The sequence below is a fragment of the Amycolatopsis azurea DSM 43854 genome (assembly GCF_001995215.1).
In the GTDB taxonomy this organism is placed as follows: Bacteria; Actinomycetota; Actinomycetes; order Mycobacteriales; family Pseudonocardiaceae; genus Amycolatopsis; species Amycolatopsis azurea.
The window spans coordinates 504,912-524,358 of record NZ_MUXN01000002.1 but is presented as its reverse complement, the minus strand read 5'-3'; the positions used below and the strand labels follow the sequence as shown (position 1 = coordinate 524,358).

Annotated in this window: 20 protein-coding genes and 1 tRNA gene; 13 read left to right on the top strand and 8 right to left on the bottom strand. The window is 65.3% G+C overall.

Going from position 1 to position 19,447, the window contains the following annotated elements:
• The first annotated feature begins 285 nt into the window (after positions 1-285).
• Complete coding sequence (locus tag B0293_RS04625) at positions 286-720, top strand: NaeI family type II restriction endonuclease (protein ID WP_039919543.1); 435 nt, start codon at positions 286-288, stop codon at positions 718-720.
• Positions 721-912: 192 nt separating this feature from the next.
• On the opposite strand, the gene B0293_RS04620 is transcribed toward B0293_RS04625, so the two are convergent.
• Positions 913-1,872 carry a helix-turn-helix domain-containing protein gene (locus tag B0293_RS04620; RefSeq protein WP_157376440.1) on the bottom strand — a complete coding sequence of 320 codons (960 nt, stop codon included), beginning with the start codon at positions 1,870-1,872 and terminating at the stop codon, positions 913-915.
• A 119-nt stretch (positions 1,873-1,991) separates the two neighbouring features.
• Here B0293_RS04620 and B0293_RS44645 point away from each other — a divergent pair, with 119 nt between their 5' ends.
• The 3 genes from B0293_RS44645 (at position 1,992) to B0293_RS04600 (ending at position 4,691) form a co-directional block, all read left to right on the top strand.
• The gene (locus B0293_RS44645; protein WP_005166194.1) at positions 1,992-2,117 is read left to right on the top strand and encodes a hypothetical protein; all 126 of its coding nucleotides are present in this window, start codon (positions 1,992-1,994) and stop codon (positions 2,115-2,117) included.
• Positions 2,118-2,899: 782 nt separating this feature from the next.
• Entirely contained in the window at positions 2,900-4,096 is a 1,197-nt protein-coding gene (locus B0293_RS04605; RefSeq protein WP_052014599.1) for a hypothetical protein, read from the top strand.
• 46 nt (positions 4,097-4,142) lie between these two features.
• Complete coding sequence (locus B0293_RS04600) at positions 4,143-4,691, top strand: NUDIX hydrolase (RefSeq protein ID WP_005166197.1); 549 nt, start codon at positions 4,143-4,145, stop codon at positions 4,689-4,691.
• On the opposite strand, the gene B0293_RS04595 is transcribed toward B0293_RS04600, so the two are convergent.
• Both B0293_RS04595 and B0293_RS04590 read right to left on the bottom strand, forming a co-directional pair.
• Positions 4,677-5,654 (bottom strand): tetratricopeptide repeat protein, encoded by a 978-nt coding sequence (locus B0293_RS04595; protein WP_005166199.1) that lies wholly within the window; start codon positions 5,652-5,654, stop codon positions 4,677-4,679. The genes B0293_RS04600 and B0293_RS04595 overlap by 15 nt on opposite strands.
• 332 nt (positions 5,655-5,986) lie before the next feature.
• Positions 5,987-6,361: a helix-turn-helix domain-containing protein gene (locus tag B0293_RS04590; RefSeq protein ID WP_005166201.1), complete on the bottom strand. Its 375-nt coding sequence runs from the start codon at positions 6,359-6,361 to the stop codon at positions 5,987-5,989.
• 184 nt (positions 6,362-6,545) lie between these two features.
• On the opposite strand from B0293_RS04590, the gene B0293_RS04585 reads away from it, so the two are divergent.
• From B0293_RS04585 to B0293_RS04560, 6 genes are all read left to right on the top strand, one after another.
• Positions 6,546-6,728: a helix-turn-helix domain-containing protein gene (locus tag B0293_RS04585; RefSeq protein ID WP_245192114.1), complete on the top strand. Its 183-nt coding sequence runs from the start codon at positions 6,546-6,548 to the stop codon at positions 6,726-6,728.
• The gene (locus tag B0293_RS04580) at positions 6,725-7,057 is read left to right on the top strand and encodes a WhiB family transcriptional regulator (RefSeq protein WP_039919550.1); all 333 of its coding nucleotides are present in this window, start codon (positions 6,725-6,727) and stop codon (positions 7,055-7,057) included. The genes B0293_RS04585 and B0293_RS04580 overlap by 4 nt, the downstream gene beginning before the upstream one ends.
• On the top strand, positions 7,054-7,380 hold the full coding sequence (locus B0293_RS04575; protein WP_077241234.1) for a hypothetical protein: 327 nt from the start codon (positions 7,054-7,056) through the stop codon (positions 7,378-7,380). The genes B0293_RS04580 and B0293_RS04575 overlap by 4 nt, the downstream gene beginning before the upstream one ends.
• Positions 7,377-8,153 carry a hypothetical protein gene (locus tag B0293_RS04570; protein ID WP_005166204.1) on the top strand — a complete coding sequence of 259 codons (777 nt, stop codon included), beginning with the start codon at positions 7,377-7,379 and terminating at the stop codon, positions 8,151-8,153. The genes B0293_RS04575 and B0293_RS04570 overlap by 4 nt, the downstream gene beginning before the upstream one ends.
• Positions 8,154-8,193: 40 nt before the next feature.
• Positions 8,194-10,320, top strand: a complete 2,127-nt coding sequence (locus B0293_RS04565) for an FtsK/SpoIIIE domain-containing protein (RefSeq protein ID WP_063936669.1) — start codon at positions 8,194-8,196, stop codon at positions 10,318-10,320.
• Between the two features lie 147 nt (positions 10,321-10,467).
• On the top strand, positions 10,468-12,216 hold the full coding sequence (locus tag B0293_RS04560) for a recombinase family protein (RefSeq protein ID WP_077241233.1): 1,749 nt from the start codon (positions 10,468-10,470) through the stop codon (positions 12,214-12,216).
• Here the strand turns inward: B0293_RS04560 and B0293_RS04555 are convergent.
• Positions 12,198-12,281, bottom strand: a tRNA-Leu gene (locus tag B0293_RS04555). The two genes, B0293_RS04560 and B0293_RS04555, sit on opposite strands and share 19 nt — an antisense overlap.
• Positions 12,282-12,814: 533 nt before the next feature.
• On the opposite strand from B0293_RS04555, the gene B0293_RS04550 reads away from it, so the two are divergent.
• The 3 genes from B0293_RS04550 (at position 12,815) to B0293_RS04540 (ending at position 15,691) form a co-directional block, all read left to right on the top strand.
• Positions 12,815-13,351: a hypothetical protein gene (locus B0293_RS04550; protein ID WP_005166206.1), complete on the top strand. Its 537-nt coding sequence runs from the start codon at positions 12,815-12,817 to the stop codon at positions 13,349-13,351.
• Positions 13,352-13,548: 197 nt separating this feature from the next.
• On the top strand, positions 13,549-14,010 hold the full coding sequence (locus tag B0293_RS44180) for a hypothetical protein (RefSeq protein ID WP_245192115.1): 462 nt from the start codon (positions 13,549-13,551) through the stop codon (positions 14,008-14,010).
• Between the two features lie 76 nt (positions 14,011-14,086).
• Complete coding sequence (locus B0293_RS04540) at positions 14,087-15,691, top strand: ArnT family glycosyltransferase (protein WP_245192119.1); 1,605 nt, start codon at positions 14,087-14,089, stop codon at positions 15,689-15,691.
• 190 nt (positions 15,692-15,881) lie between these two features.
• Here the strand turns inward: B0293_RS04540 and B0293_RS42930 are convergent, their stop codons facing one another.
• The 4 genes from B0293_RS42930 to B0293_RS04515 form a co-directional block, all read right to left on the bottom strand.
• Entirely contained in the window at positions 15,882-16,721 is an 840-nt protein-coding gene (locus B0293_RS42930) for a hypothetical protein (protein WP_005166208.1), read from the bottom strand.
• A 70-nt stretch (positions 16,722-16,791) separates the two neighbouring features.
• A complete protein-coding gene (locus B0293_RS04525) occupies positions 16,792-17,589 on the bottom strand; it encodes a class I SAM-dependent methyltransferase (RefSeq protein WP_005166209.1) in 798 nt (265 codons plus the stop codon).
• A 144-nt stretch (positions 17,590-17,733) separates the two neighbouring features.
• Entirely contained in the window at positions 17,734-18,162 is a 429-nt protein-coding gene (locus B0293_RS04520; protein ID WP_039919552.1) for an HIT family protein, read from the bottom strand.
• A gap of 50 nt (positions 18,163-18,212) precedes the next feature.
• The gene (locus B0293_RS04515; protein WP_005166211.1) at positions 18,213-19,427 is read right to left on the bottom strand and encodes an NAD(P)/FAD-dependent oxidoreductase; all 1,215 of its coding nucleotides are present in this window, start codon (positions 19,425-19,427) and stop codon (positions 18,213-18,215) included.
• Positions 19,428-19,447 lie beyond the last annotated feature (20 nt).

The following is a 19,447-nucleotide window of genomic DNA, read 5'->3' as shown; positions in this document are numbered from 1 at the left end:
AGCTCCATTATCGTTCAAGTTTGTCCTGGCACGGATGACAAGGATGTAACTTTACCTAAAAGACCTTGTCGGCGACATTGTGTCATCGCCGCTCCAGAAGACGACGCTGACCTTCACGCTGTGCATGCGTGGCTAAAGATGCGACCGATCACGGACCTGCCGCGGTCCGCAGTCAACGACGCCATCCGATACGTACTCGAGGCGCGCGCACCTGGCGCTTTGACCTCAGTAGCCCTGAGGCCAACTCTGACGAACGTTCATCCGTGGGCACCAATCCAGTACCACGTGATTCAGTGCCTCGAGCTGCGGAAGGAGCCGCCCCTCGATACAACGATTCTGGACATCCCCGTCGAGATCAAGGGCACGGTCAGGAACACCTGGATGATCCCGCGCGAAGGCCGGTGCGAGATCACCCTCATGATCCAGATCGACGCCAAGCAGCACCGCTTCCAGGCCCTGCTGATGCGCACCCATCGAGCGTGGCTCACCGGGAAGAAGGACAACTGCGACTACGCGCTTGAGGTTGCGCCATGGACGCCGCTGCCGCCTGAGCCAGTGCGCCTGCTGAGTATGGAACAGCTTCGGGTGGTGTTTGGCTCCGATGGCATGCGCAAGCGGGTGATCGCACTATTCGGCTATCTGCCAGAGCAGGTGATCCCGCGGACCACGATTACGATCGTGGGCGCGGGCCTTGGAGATCCTTTGAAAGGGCACGTGTAAGCAAACCTGACGTACTCGCTGCGCATGGCCTCGTTGTCCTAGCAGGAACCTGGAAGGCGGATCTTCAAACAGCAGCAAGGCTTGGCTACGATCTCAGCAACGAAGCTTGAGGCGCCGTGCCGCAACACAAGCTTGCTACCTAGCGCCTCACTCTCGCCGAGTACTTCCTTGTAGGAAGCTGAGGCTGGATCGTCATCGCTGTTCGATGTTGGCCAGGTGTTCGGTGAGCCACTCCCGCGTCTGTTGACGAGTGAGCGCCTTGTCGGCGATGCGTGCTACTAACCCTGTGTAGAACGAGACGTCACGGTCGTTTTCCAAGAAGAGGCTTGTGGTGAGCTGCTGGAGGTGGAGCACAGGACGGTGCTGGTCATGTTCGTAGATCGTGGCCCCCGTACGGATGTCAGCGACGACAGCGGACTCGGAGGGAACAAGGTGAATGCGAAAGTTCGGTAGCGAGGACACGAGCAGAAGATGGAGCACTTGCTCGTGTACGAGTGAGGGGTCCTGGCTGGGCAGGTCAAGCGTGTTTTGGTGCACGTAGAAGGTAAAGGGCCCCGGCATTCTCAGGGAGGTGGGTTGGCTAGCGAGTCGAGTGTGAACTGTCGTATCGAGAGCGTCCCCGCTCTCGTGCCCGACCCTGGCGAGCGTTTCGCGTGTGTAGGGCTCGATTTGGAGTTGCCTTGGGATTTCGACTGGGGCGTAGGCCGTTACGGACTGGCTGCCAGTGTCGAGCACTTTGACGAGCGGAAGGTCGTCGGGGAAGCCAGCAGGGTGGCCTCTGACCTGGTAGCCGTCATCGGGACGGCGGTCTAGAGCTACCAGCTCGTCGAGTTCGCCAGGGGTTGCTCTCGCTCGGGCTAGGTAGATGGCGATGTCGCCGGCTTGGTAGTTGCGGAGGCCGCTCTCTAGCCGCGAGATGGTGGAGGCGGGCCAGCCGAGCATTCGGCTCATGTCGGTTGCGAGGTAGCCGGCGCGGGTACGGATCCGCCGCAGTTCTGCACCCAGCTCCCTCTGTTTCGCGGTAGACAGCTGGGACATCTTTTTCGATTTCACCAGTTCCTGCTCAGGGGTGTAGTGGCGAACGTCGTACTGGAAACGGGGATTGAAAAGCCGTCTGGTGACACACCAGCTGTCCCAGGTGTTGTGACGCATGAAGGCATTCATGACCTTCGGGAACGCCTCGTGTGACGGTTGGGTCGGCTGGCTTTGAAACCGTCACGCCCGCCACGTATCGCCATTGGGGGCATGTCTTTGGAGAGACGGCGACTCAGGTGTCACATCGGCGGATTTGGGCCAGCGCGTTGCGCGGCGACGAGGTCTACGGCTCGGCTAGCGACTCGCTGGAACGCGGTCACGTGACCGGTGAGCCGCTCGAAGCCGAGTTCGGTGAGACGTAGCAGGCTTCGATGCCCTTCGTGTCGAGCGACGTACCCGGCCGCGAGCAGTCGGTCGGTATGAGGGGCGAGGACTCGTGAGCTGACGCGAAGGCGCGTCGCCAGAGCGCCCTCTTCGTGCCAACTGACGTCAGCGAGAAGACACAGGACGAACAGCCGGATCGGCAGGAGCAGAAGTGGGTCAAGCTCACGTTGGAAGACGGGGATCGAGGCGTCGGTTGGCGATGTCATGACTTGCCGCGTGGTAGCTCGGTAGTGCAGAGAGCAGCGCTCGAGGTCGGGAGCCCGCGGGTTCGAGCGGTGCTCAGCAAGTGCCGCGCACACGGCCTGCGAGCATCGGCTCCAGGAGAAGGTCGGAAGAGCCGGCGCAAACGCGACGGCTTGCGGTGCTGAGGCGGGCGGAGACGCCGTTCGACGGTGGATAGCGTCGACCGAGCTGACAGGTACGCCTTGCAGCGGTCACATGGTCGCCCAGGTGGAACGAGCATCGAGAAGGGCAGCACGACGTGACCGCAGAGTCCCTCGTATCGTCCGAGGTCGTCATCTCGGCCACGCGCGAACGCTTCGTCGGTTACGGCGTGATCGAGGCCGTCAACCTCGCTCCTGTGCCAGGTGACGTATGTCCCGGCGGCCACATCCGGCCGCAGTACGTCGCGCATGAGTCCTCCGCTACCTACAGGTTGACCAGCCACAACGGGCGGTAAGGTATGAAATCAGCCTGCCTTATGCGCTCATTTAGGCGACAGGTCACGCGGACGACATAGCGAGGACATCTTGTGGGCAGCATGAAGGCTGGGGAGGGCGCGGTGACGGCTGGCGGCCGCATCAACGACCTGCCGCGGACAGTTCTGGAGATGAAGCTCCGGGAGCGAAACCAGACCCTCGCCGAGTTCGTCGAGGATGCCGAGCGGTTTGCGCGCAGGTTCGGTGAGCCTGGCACGCTCAGCGTGCGGCATCTGCAGCGCTTGATCTCGGGACGTAAGCCGGACGGATCAACGGTCGGACGCCCGCGCCCGGCTACCGCGCGCCTGCTCGAACGGATGCTCGGTCTTGGGATCGGCGAGCTGCTGTCGGCACCTGACGCCGTCCGCGGTTCCACCGAAGACCCGGACGCGGAACTCCGGCAGCGACTTAGCGCTGCTCGCCGTGTGAACGCGGACGTGTTGACCCTGTTTCACAGCCAGTTGTCCTCGGTCCGGCGCCTTGATCGGGAGCTGGGTGCTTCAACAGCCCACGAAGAGGTGGCTACCAAAATCCGGCAAATCGCGCGCTTGCGGTCCCACAGCCTCACTTCGGACGCTCGTGGCCGACTTGCCGCGCTGCTCGCCGAGTTCGGCACGCTCGCCGGCTGGCAGAGGCTCGATATGGGTTCCGTTCACGACTCCTGGCAGTTCTACGAGCAAGCCAAGGCGGCTGCTCGCGAGTCTGGTGACAAGGCATTTGAAGTGCACTGTCTCGCTGAACAGGCCTTTGTACTGATCGACGTCGGCGAGACTGGATCAGCGGTCGACCTGTTGTGCGCTGCCGAGCGTCAGGCCCGACATCTAGCCGGCCGCCTCCTTCGCGCGTGGCTCGCCGCCGCGCACGGTGAAGCTCTCGCGGCAGACGGGCAGCGTTCAGCAAGTCTGCTGGCCTTCGATCGTGCCGCAGCCCTTCTGCCGACCGACGTGTCCGCGGCGGACGGTCCCTACGTGGTGCTTGATCCTGTTCATCTCGCGAGGTGGCGCGGGCACGCGCTTGCCCGGATCGGCGAGCCGGAGGCGGTAAGCGTGCTTTCGACTGCGCTCAGTTGTCTCGATCCGACGTTCACGCGCGCGGAGGCAGCGTTGCGAGTGGACCTCGCTACGGCATTCGTCGCGATGGGCGAGTACGAAGAAGGCCGAGCGCACGCAGCTCGTGCTCGTGCCCTTGCTGTCGAAATCGGGTCTGTGCGGCAGCAACGTCGAATCGCCCAGCTCATCGCTTCGGGGCGCGAAGACTGAGCGGGAGGTGGTACTGCGGGCAACTGCCAGCCCGTAGGCTCGCGGCGTGGCTGACGAGCATGGGTCGTGGAAGACGTTCGGCGAGCGCCTGGTCTACGACAACCGATGGGTCAAGGTCGGGCTGACGGACGTCGAGGCGCCGAATGGCGAGCGCTGGGACTACCACGTCGTGCACCTCGCGCGGATAGCTATCGCGTTGATCGTGAACGACCAGGACGAGGCGCTGATGCTGTGGCGCTACCGGTTCGCTACCGAGCAATGGGGCTATGAACTGCTGGGCGGCATGGTCGACGACGGCGACGACTCCGCTGGGACGGCCGCTCGGGAAGCGGCCGAGGAGTCCGGCTGGCAGCCGGTCGGCGAGCCGGAACACCTGGTGAGCTTCGAGCCGCTGCCGGGCCAGGTCACAGCGCCGGTCGACGTGTACCTGTGGCGCGAGGCCGAACACGTTGGCGAGCCCACCGACACGGAAGAAGTCGGCAGGGTGGAGTGGGTGCCGCTGTCGCGGGTTAACGAGCTTGCCCAGCGTCAGGAGCTGCTCGGATCAGGCACGTTGGTGTCCCTGCTCTACTACCTCAACTCACGCCGGGTATGAGTCGCCTGGCAACACCAGTCGTTCCAGCCGACGTCGTAGCCGCACGGAGCCGACCTGGGAGATGATCCGCCGGGCCTGCTGTGCGTAGGTTCGGGCGGCCTCCCGGTCACCCGATGCGCTGTAGGCAAGGGCGAGATCCACATACACGGCGGCGCCGGCGCGAACGAAGGACGTCGACCGGGCATCATCGACCACGCGTTCAAGATGTTCGATCGCTTCAGGGGCGCCGAGGTGCACCAACGCGTTGCCGCGCCATCGGTCAAGATGGCTGCCGCCGAGGAAGACGAACGGAAGCTCCGGGTGGACGACTTCGTTCGGTAGGAGCGTGTCGGCCTCGTCGAACGCTCGGAGAGCGTCGTCCCGGTGACCAGCGATCGCGTGACCTTCGCCCTCTGCGGCCGCGAGCCAGGCACGCAGCAGTTTCGGGGCGCGCTCGCCGATCGAACGCGCCTCCTCGAACAGGGCGAGTGCGTCATCGACGTTGCCTGTGTCGATAAGGACGAATGCCTGTTCAGCTGTGGCGTGAGCAAGCAACCCGGTCGAGCCGGACTCCATTGCCGCGTATTTCGCGCGTTCGTAGTGCGTCCATGCCTGCGCAAGCGAGCCGATGTCAAGGGAGTTCCACCCCGCCAGCGTGGACGCCTCGACGAGCACGCCGGCCAGCGGAGCCCTGTCGCGACGCAGGATGGTGTGCCTGAGCAGGCCCTCGATCTCGGTGATTTGTCCGCGAAGCCGTTCGAGCCTGGCGGCTGATCCGAACCGACGGTCGGCATGGCGAACGCTGATGACCTCATCGCGGAACAGTTCGATGGTCTGCTCGTCCACGCGGCGGGCGATGACCAGCCGTTCGGCCAGTTCATCGCCGGAGGGGCCGGCGAAATCGCCCGTCGGGAACCCGAGATCGTCGTCGGTTCGGCCATAGATCTCGCGCAGGACGGCACGCATCGGCGGTTCGGGCACCACATGGCCGTTCTCCCACCGGGAAATATCCGTCTTCCGGCTAGGGACCGAGCGTTCGGGCAATCCGTGTGCCGCTGCACGCGCGTTGATTGCTCGCGCGAGTTTCTCCTGGCTCCAGTCAAGCGCATTACGAGCGGCCTTCAAGGGCTTGTCGAGTTCATGACGTGCGCCTCCGGCACTGGCCTTGAACTGCGGAGATAACAGGAAATAACACGGGGCATGTAAACCGCTGCCAGCTCCCGCGGCCCGGCAAAATGCCGTTTCTTAGTGACATGAGAAACGACAAGGAACACCGGCGGTCGACCGAGTCGGCCGATCGCAAACAGGATTTCGCGCTAGCCGCGGGAGGTCCCATCGCGGCGGAGCAGCTCAGTGAGATCGGCGAGGTGCTCGGTGATCTGCGACAGCCGCTGTTCGATGACAGCGAGCCGTGCCGAAACGGCGTCTTCCATGTCTTCGCGAGGCTGGCCGAGGGACGGCGGGATGCGGCCATGCAGGACGGCGAGCAGATGCTGCGGGTGCAAGCCGAGCGCGACCGCAAGCGCTTCGAGCGTCCGGTCGCTTCGCTTGCGCTCCACAGTGTGGTTCTGGATTTCGCGGACGATCGCCTGGGAGACCTGCGAGCGCTCAGCCAGTTCGCGTTGCTTCCACCCGAGCTCGTGTACGCGCTCGTTGATGGTCTTCGCGACCGCCGCCCAGTCTTCCGACACCTATTCCTCTTCCTTCGTGGTCCGCCTCAGCGCCGACATTAGCGCTTGACGGAATCAACGACGCTGAGATCCACACCGCGTCGCGCATTCGGACCATTCTCGCGCCTTTGCGCGACTAAATCAGCGCACATTTAAGGCTCAAATCAGCTTCTTAACTTTAGGGACTACTCCAATGCAGAAGAAAATGCCTGACGCTGGCGGCCCAGCGTTCTACTCACCGGCTGACACCGCCTGGATTCTCGGCGTTGACCTCAACTCGATCCATCGCGCCATCCGGATCGGCGAGCTGCGGGCCGAGCGACGCCGCTCGCAGCTCGTCATCCCTGCCGCGGAACTGCGGCGAGCCCTCGGTGGGGGTGCGCGATGAGCGAACTCGACTACACGGAGATCGCTGCCCAACTAGACCGGTTCGCCCCTGTTCCTGACTCGGTCTTGAAGGATGTCGTCGAAGGGGACGGCCTGTGCTTCTGGGCGTTCGAGCGCGCGGACATACCGGAATTGACCGGGGACGATCCACCTGACAGGGAACTGGCCAAGCGACTGTGCGCCGGCTGCCCAGTGATCGACGAGTGCCTTGAACTCGATCTCCGCACTACCGGGCCGGATGCTCTCGGCGTGTGGGGTGCGATGCCGGATACCGACCGGCGCATCCTCCACACGGTTTGGCACCGTCGCCGAGGAGGGGAGGCTCGATGACGCTCACCCTCTCAACGACACAGGTTCTCGCCGGACTTGGTGTTCTGTTCGCCCTGTTCATGGTGTGGCGTGTCGGCGCACGCAAAGCGCGCCGCGCTGCCGAAACGGCACGAGCGGGCGCACGAGTCGTCTCGCTCGCCGGAAAAGTGCTGTTCACGGGCGCGGCGTTCGTGGGCGTGCAGTGGCTCGTGATCACACATCCTGGCAACCCGACTCTGTTGCTCGTGGTACTCGGAGTGCCGGACTTGATCGCGGCATACGTCCTGACGCGTGCTCTGACCGTCACATCACTCGATACCTCACGTCGAGGCGGTGGGCGATGATCGACATGACGCAGGAGATGTCGTCCCGTACGGCATCGACGAGCCGTGCTCAGCGACTCGCCGCGGATGCCGCAGAGGCTGCCGATGTCCGCCGCTGGCGGACCCATCCGGACGTCGTCGCCCTTCGGATCGAACGAGTTCGTGCTCAGGTCGACCGGCTGTGCTGGGCCGGAATCATCCTCGGACTGGCTTTCACCGCGGCCAACGTCCAGTGGTTCGCTGCCGCCGGATCAGAATTCGGCTCGTTGCCCTGGCTGACAGCCTGGCTGCTGGATCCGACTGTGTGCCTGGTGCTGCTCGCCATCCTTCGAGCGGAGCAGGTCACTGCCCGGTATCAGGTTCGCACCGGGCGGTGGGTCCGTGCGGCGAAGTGGCTCACGCTGGCGGCCACGTACGTCATGAACACCTGGTCCTCGTGGGCAGCCGGATCACCGGCTGGAGTGGTCTTGCATTCCGTGCCGCCGATGGTCGTATTCGTCGCGGCCGAAGCCGTCACCGACCTACGCGACAAGCTCACGGACGCCGTGCAGATTGCTCTCGTGAACACCGCGAAACCCGCGGACGTTCATGAACTGGCGACGGCCGATCGTGAACGCCCCGCTCGTCGGCTGTTCGCCGACTACCTCGCCGACGCGCGGCTGGCCTGGAAACCCGAGGTCAAAGTGACGCCCGCCTGGGTGCGAGAGGTCACCGGTTGTTCGCGCGGGTTGTCCTCCCGGCTCGCTGCCGAGCTTTCGGCCGAGGTGAACGAGGGGGTGCGCCATGGCAGCTGAAGCGAATTCAGAGGCTGACAGCGGCGTCTCACTTGCCCGAATGGCCACGGGCGACGTCGAGCACGTCGGGCCGATCTTGGACGGCGAGTTGATCGACGACTCGCTACCCCAACCGCGTGTTCGGACCGTTCGTCGGCGGCTCGCGCGCTGGTGGAAACACTCGCCGCGAGTGCCACTGTGGATGAAGAGCAGGCCGCAAGCTGTCCAGGCTGCGAAGGACGCCGTGGTCTGGATAGTCAAGTCGCCGCTTCGGTACGCGGGTGCGGTAGTCCGTGGGGCCGTAGCCGGTACGCGAGCGTGGCGAGGCTGGGTCAAGGTAAACGACTATCGGACGGCTGCCGAGGACTCGGAGAAGCTTGCCGACAAGTTCACGGAGATTCGTGAACTGACGCTGTTCCGCTGGAAGGTCACTGGGGCCGTCGTTGCCATAGTGGCGTTGGCGGTCGCCGTTGTGGATCTCCTGTACGGACACGATCCACTGTGGATCGGCGGGGCTGCCGCATCACTAGCGCTGGCGATTCTGGGACGCCGCAAGGATGGCAGTCCGGGACGGAAGCCCGCACTTGCCGGTCCGCGCACACTGACGTGGACGATGGATCCGCAAGTTCTTGTGGATGCGTTCCGCGACGCGAAGCTGATCGGGAAGGACGAGACACTTCGCTTGGTGGAACGGGCAACGCGCGTGGGTGACGGTTGGGCGGTCACCGTAGACCTGCCGGCGACGCGGAAGGCCGCGGATGTCGTGAAGAACCGGGATGCGTTGGCTTCAGCCCTGGCAGTCGACGAAGTTCAGCTCATCGTGGAGCGCGTGCGCGGAAACGGTGGGCATGCCGGCCGGATCTCGATGTGGGTTGCCGATGAGGACCCGTACGTTCGCCCGCCTCTTCAGACGCCGCTGCTTGGCGTTACGCGGTGGGATGCTTGGCGGCCTGTCCCGTTCGGACGTGACGCACGTGATCGGCGGATCGATCTGCCGCTCGTGTGGACATCGCTTCTGATTGGCGCTATTCCCAGGCAGGGTAAGACGTTCGCTGCCCGGCTCGCTGCCAGTGGACTTGTCCTGGACGCTTGGGTGCGGCTCTACGTAGCGGACTTCAAGGCTGGGAAAGATTGGGTCGCCGCCGGGCAAGTTGCGCACCGCTTCATGGCTGGTGACGAGCCTGAACACGTCCATGCCCTCATTGATTGGCTGGCCGAACTGGTTGCCGAAGTCCAGGGCAGGTTCCGGCGTATGCGGGATCTGGACGACTTGGTGTGCCCGGAATCGAAAGTGACGCCGGAGATGTCACGGGACAAGGCGTTGAACATGCCGATAACGGCGATCTTCATCGACGAGGTTCAGGTGCCGCTCGAAGATCGCACTCCTGTTGAGGTACAAGGAAAGAGGCTTGCGGCAGGCGAGTACATCGGCGAGTTGTTGACGTGGCTGGCCAAGAAGGGGCCAGCGGCCGGGATCGTGCTCGTACTCGCCACTCAACGCCCCGACTCGAAGACCATCCCATCCGGGCTCCGGGCAGTGCTCGGATCACGGTTTGCCCTTCGGGTGATGGACTGGCGTGACTCCAACATCGTGCTCGGCGAGCAGATGAACACCCGCGGATTCGACTCGTCTCGCCTTCTGCCGTCGCACAAGGGCGTGGGCATCCTCAGGCCGGACGGTGACACGGCGGCTGGGGCGGACGTATTGGCGATGACGGTCCGCACCTACTACATGCCGAACGAAGACTGGCAGACCATCTGTCAGCAGGGGCGCGCTCTGCGGGAGGCGGCTGGAACGCTGACGGGGCATGCGGCCGGTCAGGACAGCATGCCAACGCTCGATCACGCTGCCGTTGCACACGCTCTGGGCGCGGGGGTTGCGACGAGCCCATCGATGCCTGAGTTACCAGAACCGCTCTCTGCGCTCGTCGAGTATCTGGGAGTCGACCTCGGGCCTGAGGGGCGGCAGTTCGTCCCCACGGCCGAGTTGGTGGAGGCGCTCAGCATCGAACGCAGGACGTTCTCGCAGCAGATGACCGAAGCAGGATGTCGGCCGACGCGAGACCGTGTGACCAGCGAAGACGGTGAGACTCGGCAGGTCCGGGGCTACCTGACCGCTGATATCCGCCGCGCTGTGGAGCAGGCCGGTCATGGCGAGGGATACGTCGCCGCAGGGGCACGGCGATGAGCGCGAACCAGAACAACCAGCCTTGTCAGGTTATCCTACCTGCGGGATTGCCTGAGCTGACGCCTGCGGGAGCACGCGCCTTGCTAGCGGTTCTCATCGACCTGACTGAGGTGCCGGTCCTCGATGGACCGAGGAGGGAGGCGACCGATGACCGCTGAAATCAGCGACCCATGGTCGAAATTGGACGAGATCCTCGGTCTGGAGGTAGCCGAGCCCGTGGACGACGGGATCGGCGCGCTGGCGGTCTACGGTCGCTGCTCGACTGAAGACAACCAGGACCCGGAGACCTCGCGAGGCTGGCAGATCGGGAACGCGCGCAAGTTCGTCGAGCCGCTGGGCGGCCGGATCGTGGCCGAGTATTTCGACGTGGGCCAGTCGCGGTCAGTGCCGTGGGAGCGGAGGACCGAAGCGTCGCGCTTGCTCGCCGAGCTGAAGAATCCGCGCCGGACGTGGAACGCCCTGGTCGTCGGCGAGGGCACCCGATGCTGGTTCGGCAACCAGTTCTCGCTGATCGCCCCGCGGTTCGCTGCTTACGGCGTGGAGCTGTGGGTGCCGGAGCTGGGCGGGCGGTTCGACCCTCGGAACCCTTCGCACAAGATGCTGATGAGCGTGCTCGGCGGCATGAGTGAGTCGGAGCGGCAGCACGTTCAGGCACGCGTCCGGGCGGCGATGGACGCGCAGGTCGTCAACGAGGGACGTCACCAGGGAGGCCGTGCACCGTACGGGTACGTGGTCGTTGATGGCGGCCCCCATCCGAACCCTAGGAAGGCGGCGGAGGGGTTCCGTCTGCGGGTGCTCGCGATCGATGAGCCAGCCGTCGAAGTCGTGCGCCGCATCTTCGCTGAGTACCTCGATGGGATGGGCGATCGAGCGATAGCGAACGGGCTCAATCGAGATGGGATCCCTTGCCCTTCGGCTCGGCGGCCGGAGCAGAACCGGCATCGGCTCGCCGATGGCTGGCAGGGGAGCACAACGCGATCGATCCTGGAGAACCCGCGCTATACGGGCTATGCGGTCTTTGGACGGTCGGCTCGGCAGGAGATGCTGTTCGATCCCGATGACGTCGCTGCCGGCAACGTCGTGCGGTTCCGGCGAGCAAAGCCGGACCGGGTGGTTCGGTCACGTAAGCCCGCTCACCCGAAGATCGTCTCGGTCGAGGACTTCACGCAGGCACAGTTGATCCGGCGAGCCAAAGCGGCTGGCGGCCTCCGGACGGCTCGCAAGGCCGAACGCGCGGGCCGCCCGGTGAAGCATGTGTACCTGTTCCGCGGTCTCATCCGGTGTGCCGCCTGCGAACGGAAGATGGAAGGCAGCCCACGCAAGTACGGCATGTACTACCGATGCCCTGCCCGAACATTGGCGCCAGGTGCACCGGCCTTGCTCACGCATCCGCCCACGATCTATCTCCGGGAAGAACCGCTGCGGGACGCGGTGAACGGCTGGATCGGTGGTCTGTTTGACCAGCAGAACATTGAGCAGACCGTCAGCCAGCTCTTAGGCGCTCGGCCAGCGGCGCGAACCGAGGTCGACGGAGTCGTCAGTAAGCAGTTGGAGGAGGCGGAGGCCAAGCTCAGGCGCTTCCAGGACGCCATCGCCGCTGGCGTTGACCCGACGGCGCTGGTCGAGAGCATCAACGAGGCTCAGGCGGACCGAGCGGCAGCGCAGGGAGCGCTTGCGGCCGCGGGCGAGCCAGCGGGGATCACCGATGCAGAGGTCTACGCGATGATCGACTCGCTTGGCGACATCGGGGCAGCGCTCGCCGACAGCGAACCGGGGAAGCTCGCAAGGCTCTACCGGGATCTTAGGCTTGACCTGCGGTACGACAACGAAAAAGAGGCCGTCTACGCGACGACCTCTTTGCGTGTGAATAATGCGGGTGTCCGAGGGGGGACTTGAACCCCCACGTCCGTTAAGGACACTAGCACCTCAAGCTAGCGCGTCTGCCATTCCGCCACTCGGACTTGCTGATATGAAGAGAGTATACGTCGCCCAGGAGGCCTGAATCAGGGGGGTACTTATAGTCACGGAGACACACATTGAGATGATGATCGGTTACCGTCCGCCAGCTTTCGGGCTCTACCGAAGCCAAAGTTGCACCTAACGTATACTTGTAGCCACCCAAAGTCATGACTGCCGGTCCCGCGCCCTCTGGCTGACGGAATGCTCCGTCGTGCCCCACGTCCGCGGTCAGTCCGCTGCACAGCACCCCCAGCGATCTTGCGTCACATGCCCCAGCCACTCACCGTGGCGAGCCCCTCCCCCCGGGGTCACCTGGCATATCCAATGGGCACAGCGCAACCTCATCACGGGTTGGAGGGCACCCGCTACCGCCACCCCTGGTACGGCGGCAACCGTGTACTCGAGAAGGACATATCGCAGAGCAGACACGCGAGTTCGTAAAAAGCCCGTCATAGGCTAAAGCTTCCGCAGGCGGGGCATGAGGCCGAACCGCGGTCTCACGCCCCGTCCGTCCCCAACACCGGAATGGAGACCGATGGCCGCCACGATGCTCCACCACGCCACGGGCAGCGTCTTCATCGAGGACAGCGGATTCTCCCTCGGAGACCGCGACGACCAGGACAGCCCTCTCTACATCGTCGGCGCCGTCTCCACTCCCGACACCACGGGACTCCTCGCAGTGTCAGCGGGTTTCATCGCGGTCACCTGCGGCCTCCACCTCGGCGACATCACCGTCACCACCGAGATCTGGGACAGCCGCCCCGAACCCGACCTCGCCCCCTGGGACGACGTGGCCGAAGTATCCGTCACCTGGCCCACCCGCCATGTCGCGGTCTGCGGAGCCGCAGTCGACGTCGACACCGACATCCCCCTCCCCCTCCCCTCCGCCCCGGGCAACAACTTCCGCATCCGTGACTCAGTACGCAACCGCGACGCCGGCGACAACCGCGAACCCGCCGACCCGGTCGAACAACACCTGTTCCAAATCTGGCCCGACACACCACGCGCCGACGAACTGCTGAAAGCCACCGACAACACAGGCCAACTCTGGCGCGACTATGGGCGCTCGTAAGAGGCCTGGCTTCGCCGGGCACGCGTCGTCCCGATGAGCCGGGCTCACGCCACTGGACCGGGCCGCTAGGCTTTGACAGGGCTGCGAATCGGGCACGTATTTACGTATTGACGCGGCCTCTGAGGCCGTCGTGGGGGCAGGGTCGCCGCAATACTTCACCGCCCGTAGCGGAGTCGGTGTCTAGCGTCCAACCGGGTGTGACCGCGCTGCCCGCGGAAACGAGGTGCTGGACCTGCTCGTGCCGCGTCAGTATCGGCCCGCTCCAGAACGGCTTGTGGGTCGTACCCGGAGTCCGCGACGTCACGGCGCGCCCCGCGAAGCCGACGGAATCCGCGAAACTGGTCCGCAAGGCCTTCGATACCGAACGAATTCGCGCGCGTTACCTCGATTTCCTCGCGAGATGGGCCGCGCTGTCGCCGGACGACTGTACGCGGCACCTGATGCTGCACACCGACTGGCTGCACGTCATCCACCGGGATCCGGGCGTGCCCCGCACCCCGCCCAAATGGGGGCTCTGCGTATCGCATGTCCGGCAGCTTGCGAATCCGATCGGCGGTATGGATGACGATCATTCGTGGATAACGTCGGAGTCTGCGAGAGCTCCGGCCGTAGCGCGCGTGCGGGGGCGAATTCGCGCACTGGGGAATGCACTGAAATGACTCGGCCGGCTTGCCCGCGCCTGGAGGTATCCGAGTGTCCGAAACACTTGCCCGTATTCCGTTGTCCCAGGACGTCGTGTCCGAAAACAGGTCCCCGCGCTGGGCGGTGTGGCGTTCGCCTGACGGTCAGCCGCGCTGGGCCCGGCCGGTGTTGCTGGGCATCGCGGCGGTGGCAGCGGTGCTGTACGCGTGGAATCTGCCGGCGGTGGACTTCGCGCCGTTGTATTCGGACGCCGTGAAGAGCATGTCCGGGAGCTGGAAGGCATTCCTGTTCGGGGCCGTGGACGCGGATGCGACGTCCACTTTGGACAAGCTGGCCGGTTCGTTCGTACCGCAGGTGGTCTCGGCGAAGATCTTCGGGTTCCATGCCTGGTCGCTGGCGTTGCCGCAGGTGATCGAGGGCGTGATCTCGGTGCTGGTGATGTACCGGGTGGTGCGGCGCTGGGCCGGTGTGGTGCCCGGTCTGCTGGCGGCCGGGATCTTCGCGTTGACTCCGGTTGCCGCGTCGATGTTCGGGCACAGCATGGAGGACGGCGCGCTGGTGATGTGCCTGGTGCTGGCTGTCGACGCCTATCAGCGGGCGGTGCTGGAGGGACGGTTGCGGTCGCTGGTATGGGCCGGGGTCTGGGTGGGGCTGGGTTTCCAGGCGAAGATGCTGCAGGCGTGGATGATCTTGCCTGCGTTGGCGATCGGTTACCTGCTGAGCGCACCGGCCGGGTTGCGTCGCCGGGTGAAGCACGTGGTGGTCGCCGGTGCGGTGACGTTGGCGGTGTCACTGTCGTGGATCGCGCTGTACACCTTCACCCCGGCCAGTGCCCGGCCCGACGTCGACGGCAGCACGAACAACAGCGCCTTCTCCATGGTGTTCGGCTACAACGGTCTCGGGCACCTGGGCATCCAACTGCCCGGCGCCAGGAAGTTCGACAACAACGGCGGCGCGATCGACCCGCAGCAGGTGGCCGGGCAGCGTGACATCCTCCCCACCAAGCGGGGAAATCCCGACGAGGACCCGACGAAGGCGACGAGCAGGCCGGTCCAGAACGGCTGGGCCAAACTGTTCGACGGCCACCTCGCCGTCGCGGTCGGCTGGCTGTACCCGCTCGCGCTGCTGGCCCTGCTGTACGGACTGTGGCGGCGACGCGGGGCCGAACGCACCGATCCGGTGCGGGGCGGGATGGTGATGTGGGGAGTGTGGCTCCTGACCTTCGGTCTGGTCTTCAGCGTCGCCGATGTCCCGCACACCGCGTACGTGGCCTCGCTCACGCCGGCGGTCGCCGCACTCTCCGCCCTGGGCATCGTGCTGTTCTGGCGGGCGTACCGGGAGGGCGGCAAGCAGGCTTGGCTGTTACCACTCGTGGTGGCGGCCGAGGTGGTTTGGGCTGCGTGGCTGTGGTCGCACTACCCGAATTTCCTGCCGTGGGCGAAGTGGGGTGCGCTCGCGCTGGGCGTGGCCGCTGTCGTCGCGCTGATCCTGGTGCGCGTGGTCAAGACCACCTCGCCCCGCCTGGTCACCGCCGGGCTCGCCATCGGGGTCGCGGCCGTGGTGGCCGCGCCAGCCACGTACGCGATCTCCGTGCTGGACCCCGATTACTCCGGCACGTCCTTCGACGCCAATGCCGGCCCGGAGTCGGGCCGGATTCCCGCCGCGCCGCCCACCCCGGCCAACGGGGCGGGTGGATGAGCCGGGCTCCCGGAACACATGGAGCGTCGCGGATGGAGATGGGGTAGCTCGACACTGCCGATGAATCTCCCTGCGCACGAGACGAACGACGTGATCAGCACCGTTGCAGCCGCCTGAGAAAAATCGGCCGGAGATGACCTCGCAGCCCGCAAGCCTCGGCGGCGCGAGGGTCACTTCTCTGGCGCCGGACTCATCGGCGAACGAAGGGCAGGGCGCCGTCAAGGTGGGCAAGCGCCTCCTCGTGGCGACCGGTGATCCGGAGCGTGACGCCGTAACTCGCCTGAACACATCCTCGGACGGAGTCGAGACTGAAGTCCGGCTCGTCGGCTCCGTTCACGACGCCGTGGACGGCGGCTAGGTGTTCGACGGTCGCTGTTGCTTTTCGCCGCACTGAAGGGCGTCCTCGATGTGTCCGAGCTGTGCGAGCACTGTGCTCAGGCAGCCTAAGGTTGACGCGTGGAGATGATGGACACCGTTTTTTCGTGCATCCCTGCTGATGTCCCGAGATTCTCGCCGTAGCGGAGGAATCATGGGGACGGCCGCATTGGAGGGACGCGTTGCCGAGTTGCTTGAGGGTGGCCGCCTCACCGGTACGGTCACCGAGGCGGCGTGCTGCCCGCAGTGCTGTGAGGAGGGTGTCGATCCAGTCGGTGCCGTGTCCGCGGGCGTAGCTGAAATACCACAACGCGTCGGCCAGTCGCCATGCGTGGTCGTTCCAGCCGAGTTGCGCGGCCGCGGTGCTCGCCGCGACGAGGTTGTCGTACTCGGTTTCCAGCTGCTGTACCAAGTGCAGGCGTTCCAGTTCGTCCAGCATCGTTCGTGTCCGTGAGCCCGGCTGCTCGATCAGGCGCGCCGCCGCGGGGAGTCCGATGCCCGGCCCGATCATGGATGCCAGTCGCTGGAACGCGTCAGCGGTTCCCGTCTCCAGCACGCGGTAGGAGCTGGCGATGACGGCACCGAGATGTCCGCACAGGTCGCCGGTCCGCGGAGTGTCGAGACGCGTGGAGTCGTCGGCGAGTTCCTCGGCCAAAACCGCCAAGGGAAAGTGTGGATGACGGGCGGCACGCGGCGGGTTCGGTGACGAACTGCCGCCGCGACGATCAGGGGCGTCGACCCCACGCGGACACGATGACCGTGGAGAAATCCAGGAGTTCCCCCTTGGCCAAAGCGGCGTGAAGAGCGTCGAGTTGCTGTTGAGTCATTGTTCCCCGCTCCACGAAGAGAGGGCCGAACTGCTCGATGGAGAGCCGCCATAAATCATCCGAAGGCCCACCGAGGCCCAGCACCATGGGCGTCGTCCGCAATTGGACATCGAGGAGCCCCAGTGCGACAAGGCTGTTAGGCATGCGCCGGGACCAGGTCGCGTCGCTGCCCTGAAGTGCGCTGCTGCGCGTCAACGCTTCGAGGAACGGGGCGAACGCGGACCGCGTTCCCTCGTGCTGTGGGAAGACGACCATGTCCTCGACCATCAGCCAGCCCTGGGGCTTGAGCCAGTCCAGCGTCTTGCGCAGGACCTCCTCGCGCTCCGGGATATGGGAGAGCACGATGCGCCCGTGGACCAGGTCGAACGATTCGGCGGGAAACTCGTGGAAAGCCAGGTCGACCTTGGCCGACTCGAGGTTCGGCAGCCGGTCTGCTTCGATATAGCGGGGGTCGAGATCGGCGGCGATGACACTGCCCGCGGCACATCTCTCGGCGAGCCAATAGGCCATCGAACCCGCACCCGCCCCCATTTCAAGACTGTGCCAGTCCGGCTGGACGGGCAGGCTTTCCAGAATGGCGATCGCGGTCGGGTCCATCGAGCGCTCCAGCGCCCGCAGCCGGGTGAGTTCACTCGGCCTGTCCTTGCTGAGGAAACCCGTCTCGTAAGTGAGTTCCCGGCTTTCATCTGTCAGCATCGTTCGCCCCCCTTATGCCGTGAAATGTTCCACAGGAATATTAAGCGAAGAGCAGCGGCGTGGCAATGTCTCCAGCGCGGTCGAGGCACGCATGAAAAGGGAGGCTGACAGTTCGCTGCCAACCTCCCCGAATCTGACGAATCGTCAGCTGATCGCCGCGGCGAGCCTATCGCCCAAAGCGGCCATCGTCGCCTTGTCGCCCCCCATTCCCGGCTGCCACGGCAGCACCAGCCGGTCCTTGGTTTTGTCGACGTAGCGCGGAATCACGTGCAGGTGAAAGTGAAACACGGTCTGCCAAGCATCGGCACCACAGCAGTTCAGCAGGTTCACGCCGTCGGCGCCGAACTCCTTGACCACTGCCTTCGCGATCCGTTGCGCCGCCAGCGTGACGTCGGCGAGGTCTTCGCCTTCGATCTCGAGCAGGTCCTTGCTGTGACGTTTGGGAATGACCAGCAGGTGGCCGTCCGAAGCCGGGTTAATGTCCATGAAGGCGTACGTCGTGTCGTCTTCGAATACCTTCACGCTGGGGATATCGCCGGCCACGATCCCGCAGAACAAGCACTGATGCTTCATGACCGTCGAGCTTAATCACGCGGTGGATCACGCGCTACTCCCGGCCCTGTTCAGTGCGCATCGTAGATGCCCCGGTAATTGCTCAGCGCGGTCTCGCGGATCCAATGATCGCTCCGGTCGGCGAAGCGATCAGGGGCCAGCCGTTCCGGCGGGACGAGCTGGTCACCAGTCTCGAGGAGCAGGTTCGCGAGCTGGCGGCCGACACCTCCGGCGTGGGTCACCCAGGATGCTTCCGCGAACCACAAGCCGGGCATTTCGGTCGCGGGGCCGACGAGCGGGAGTTCGTCAGGGGTCAGGGCGAACACCCCGTTGAGCTGACGACCCAATGCCGTTTCCCGGAAGGCCGGAACGAGCGCGGCCGCCTCCGCGACGGCGGCGCCGAAGTGGGTTTCCCGGAAGGGGCGTTCCGCCGACTTGAGCGCGGGCGTGGGAAACATTGGCAGCGGGGCATGCGAATAGGTCCCCAGTCCATAACGACGGCCATGACGGCGGGTGTAAATCGCCTGCTCGGGATAGCGCACGATCGGGGCGTCGAGGGGAATGTCGTCGAGGGCGGCCACTTCGGCAGTGAAAACGTAAGGGTGCTCGACGGCCACCATGGGCAGCCGCACCCCGACGTCGGCCGCCAGCACCGGCCCCCAGATGCCGGCGGCGAGCACGACCCGATCGGCCCTGAGCAGTCCCCCGTCCTCGCCCGCGCGGACGCCGACGACCCGACCTCGGTCGGCCTCCAGCGCGCGTACCGGCGTACTCCAGCGAAACGTGGCGCCGCCCTGCTCCGCCGCGTCGACCAGCGCGTGTGTGAGGGCGACCGGATCGGCGGCGCCGTCGGACGGGATGTGCAGCGCACCCAGTGTTCGTTCGGCGTCGACCAGCGCGGGGGCCAGCGCGATCGCGTCGGCCGCGTCGAGCACGTGCGCCTCTATGCCCAGGCGGCGCCCGTGTTCGACATCGTGGCGGGCCTGCTCCAGGCGAGCGGGACCGGTCGCGATCTCCAAGCAGCCGACCTGCCAGAACAGCGGTGTGGGCGCCACTGACGAAAGTTCGCGGTAAGTGGCGACGCTGTCCGTGGCCAGGGCGGCCAGTTCGGGCGTGGCGCTGAGCTGTCCGACGAAGCCGGGAGCGAGCCCTGTCGAGCCGGGCAGGGCGGCACGGTCACGGGCGTCCAGCACCGTCACCCGATCGTGCCCCAGTTGCGTGAGGTGATAGGCGACCGAGGCCCCCACCACACCCGCCCCGACGATCACCACGTCCGCAGTAGCCATAAATACTCTCATTCCCTCAT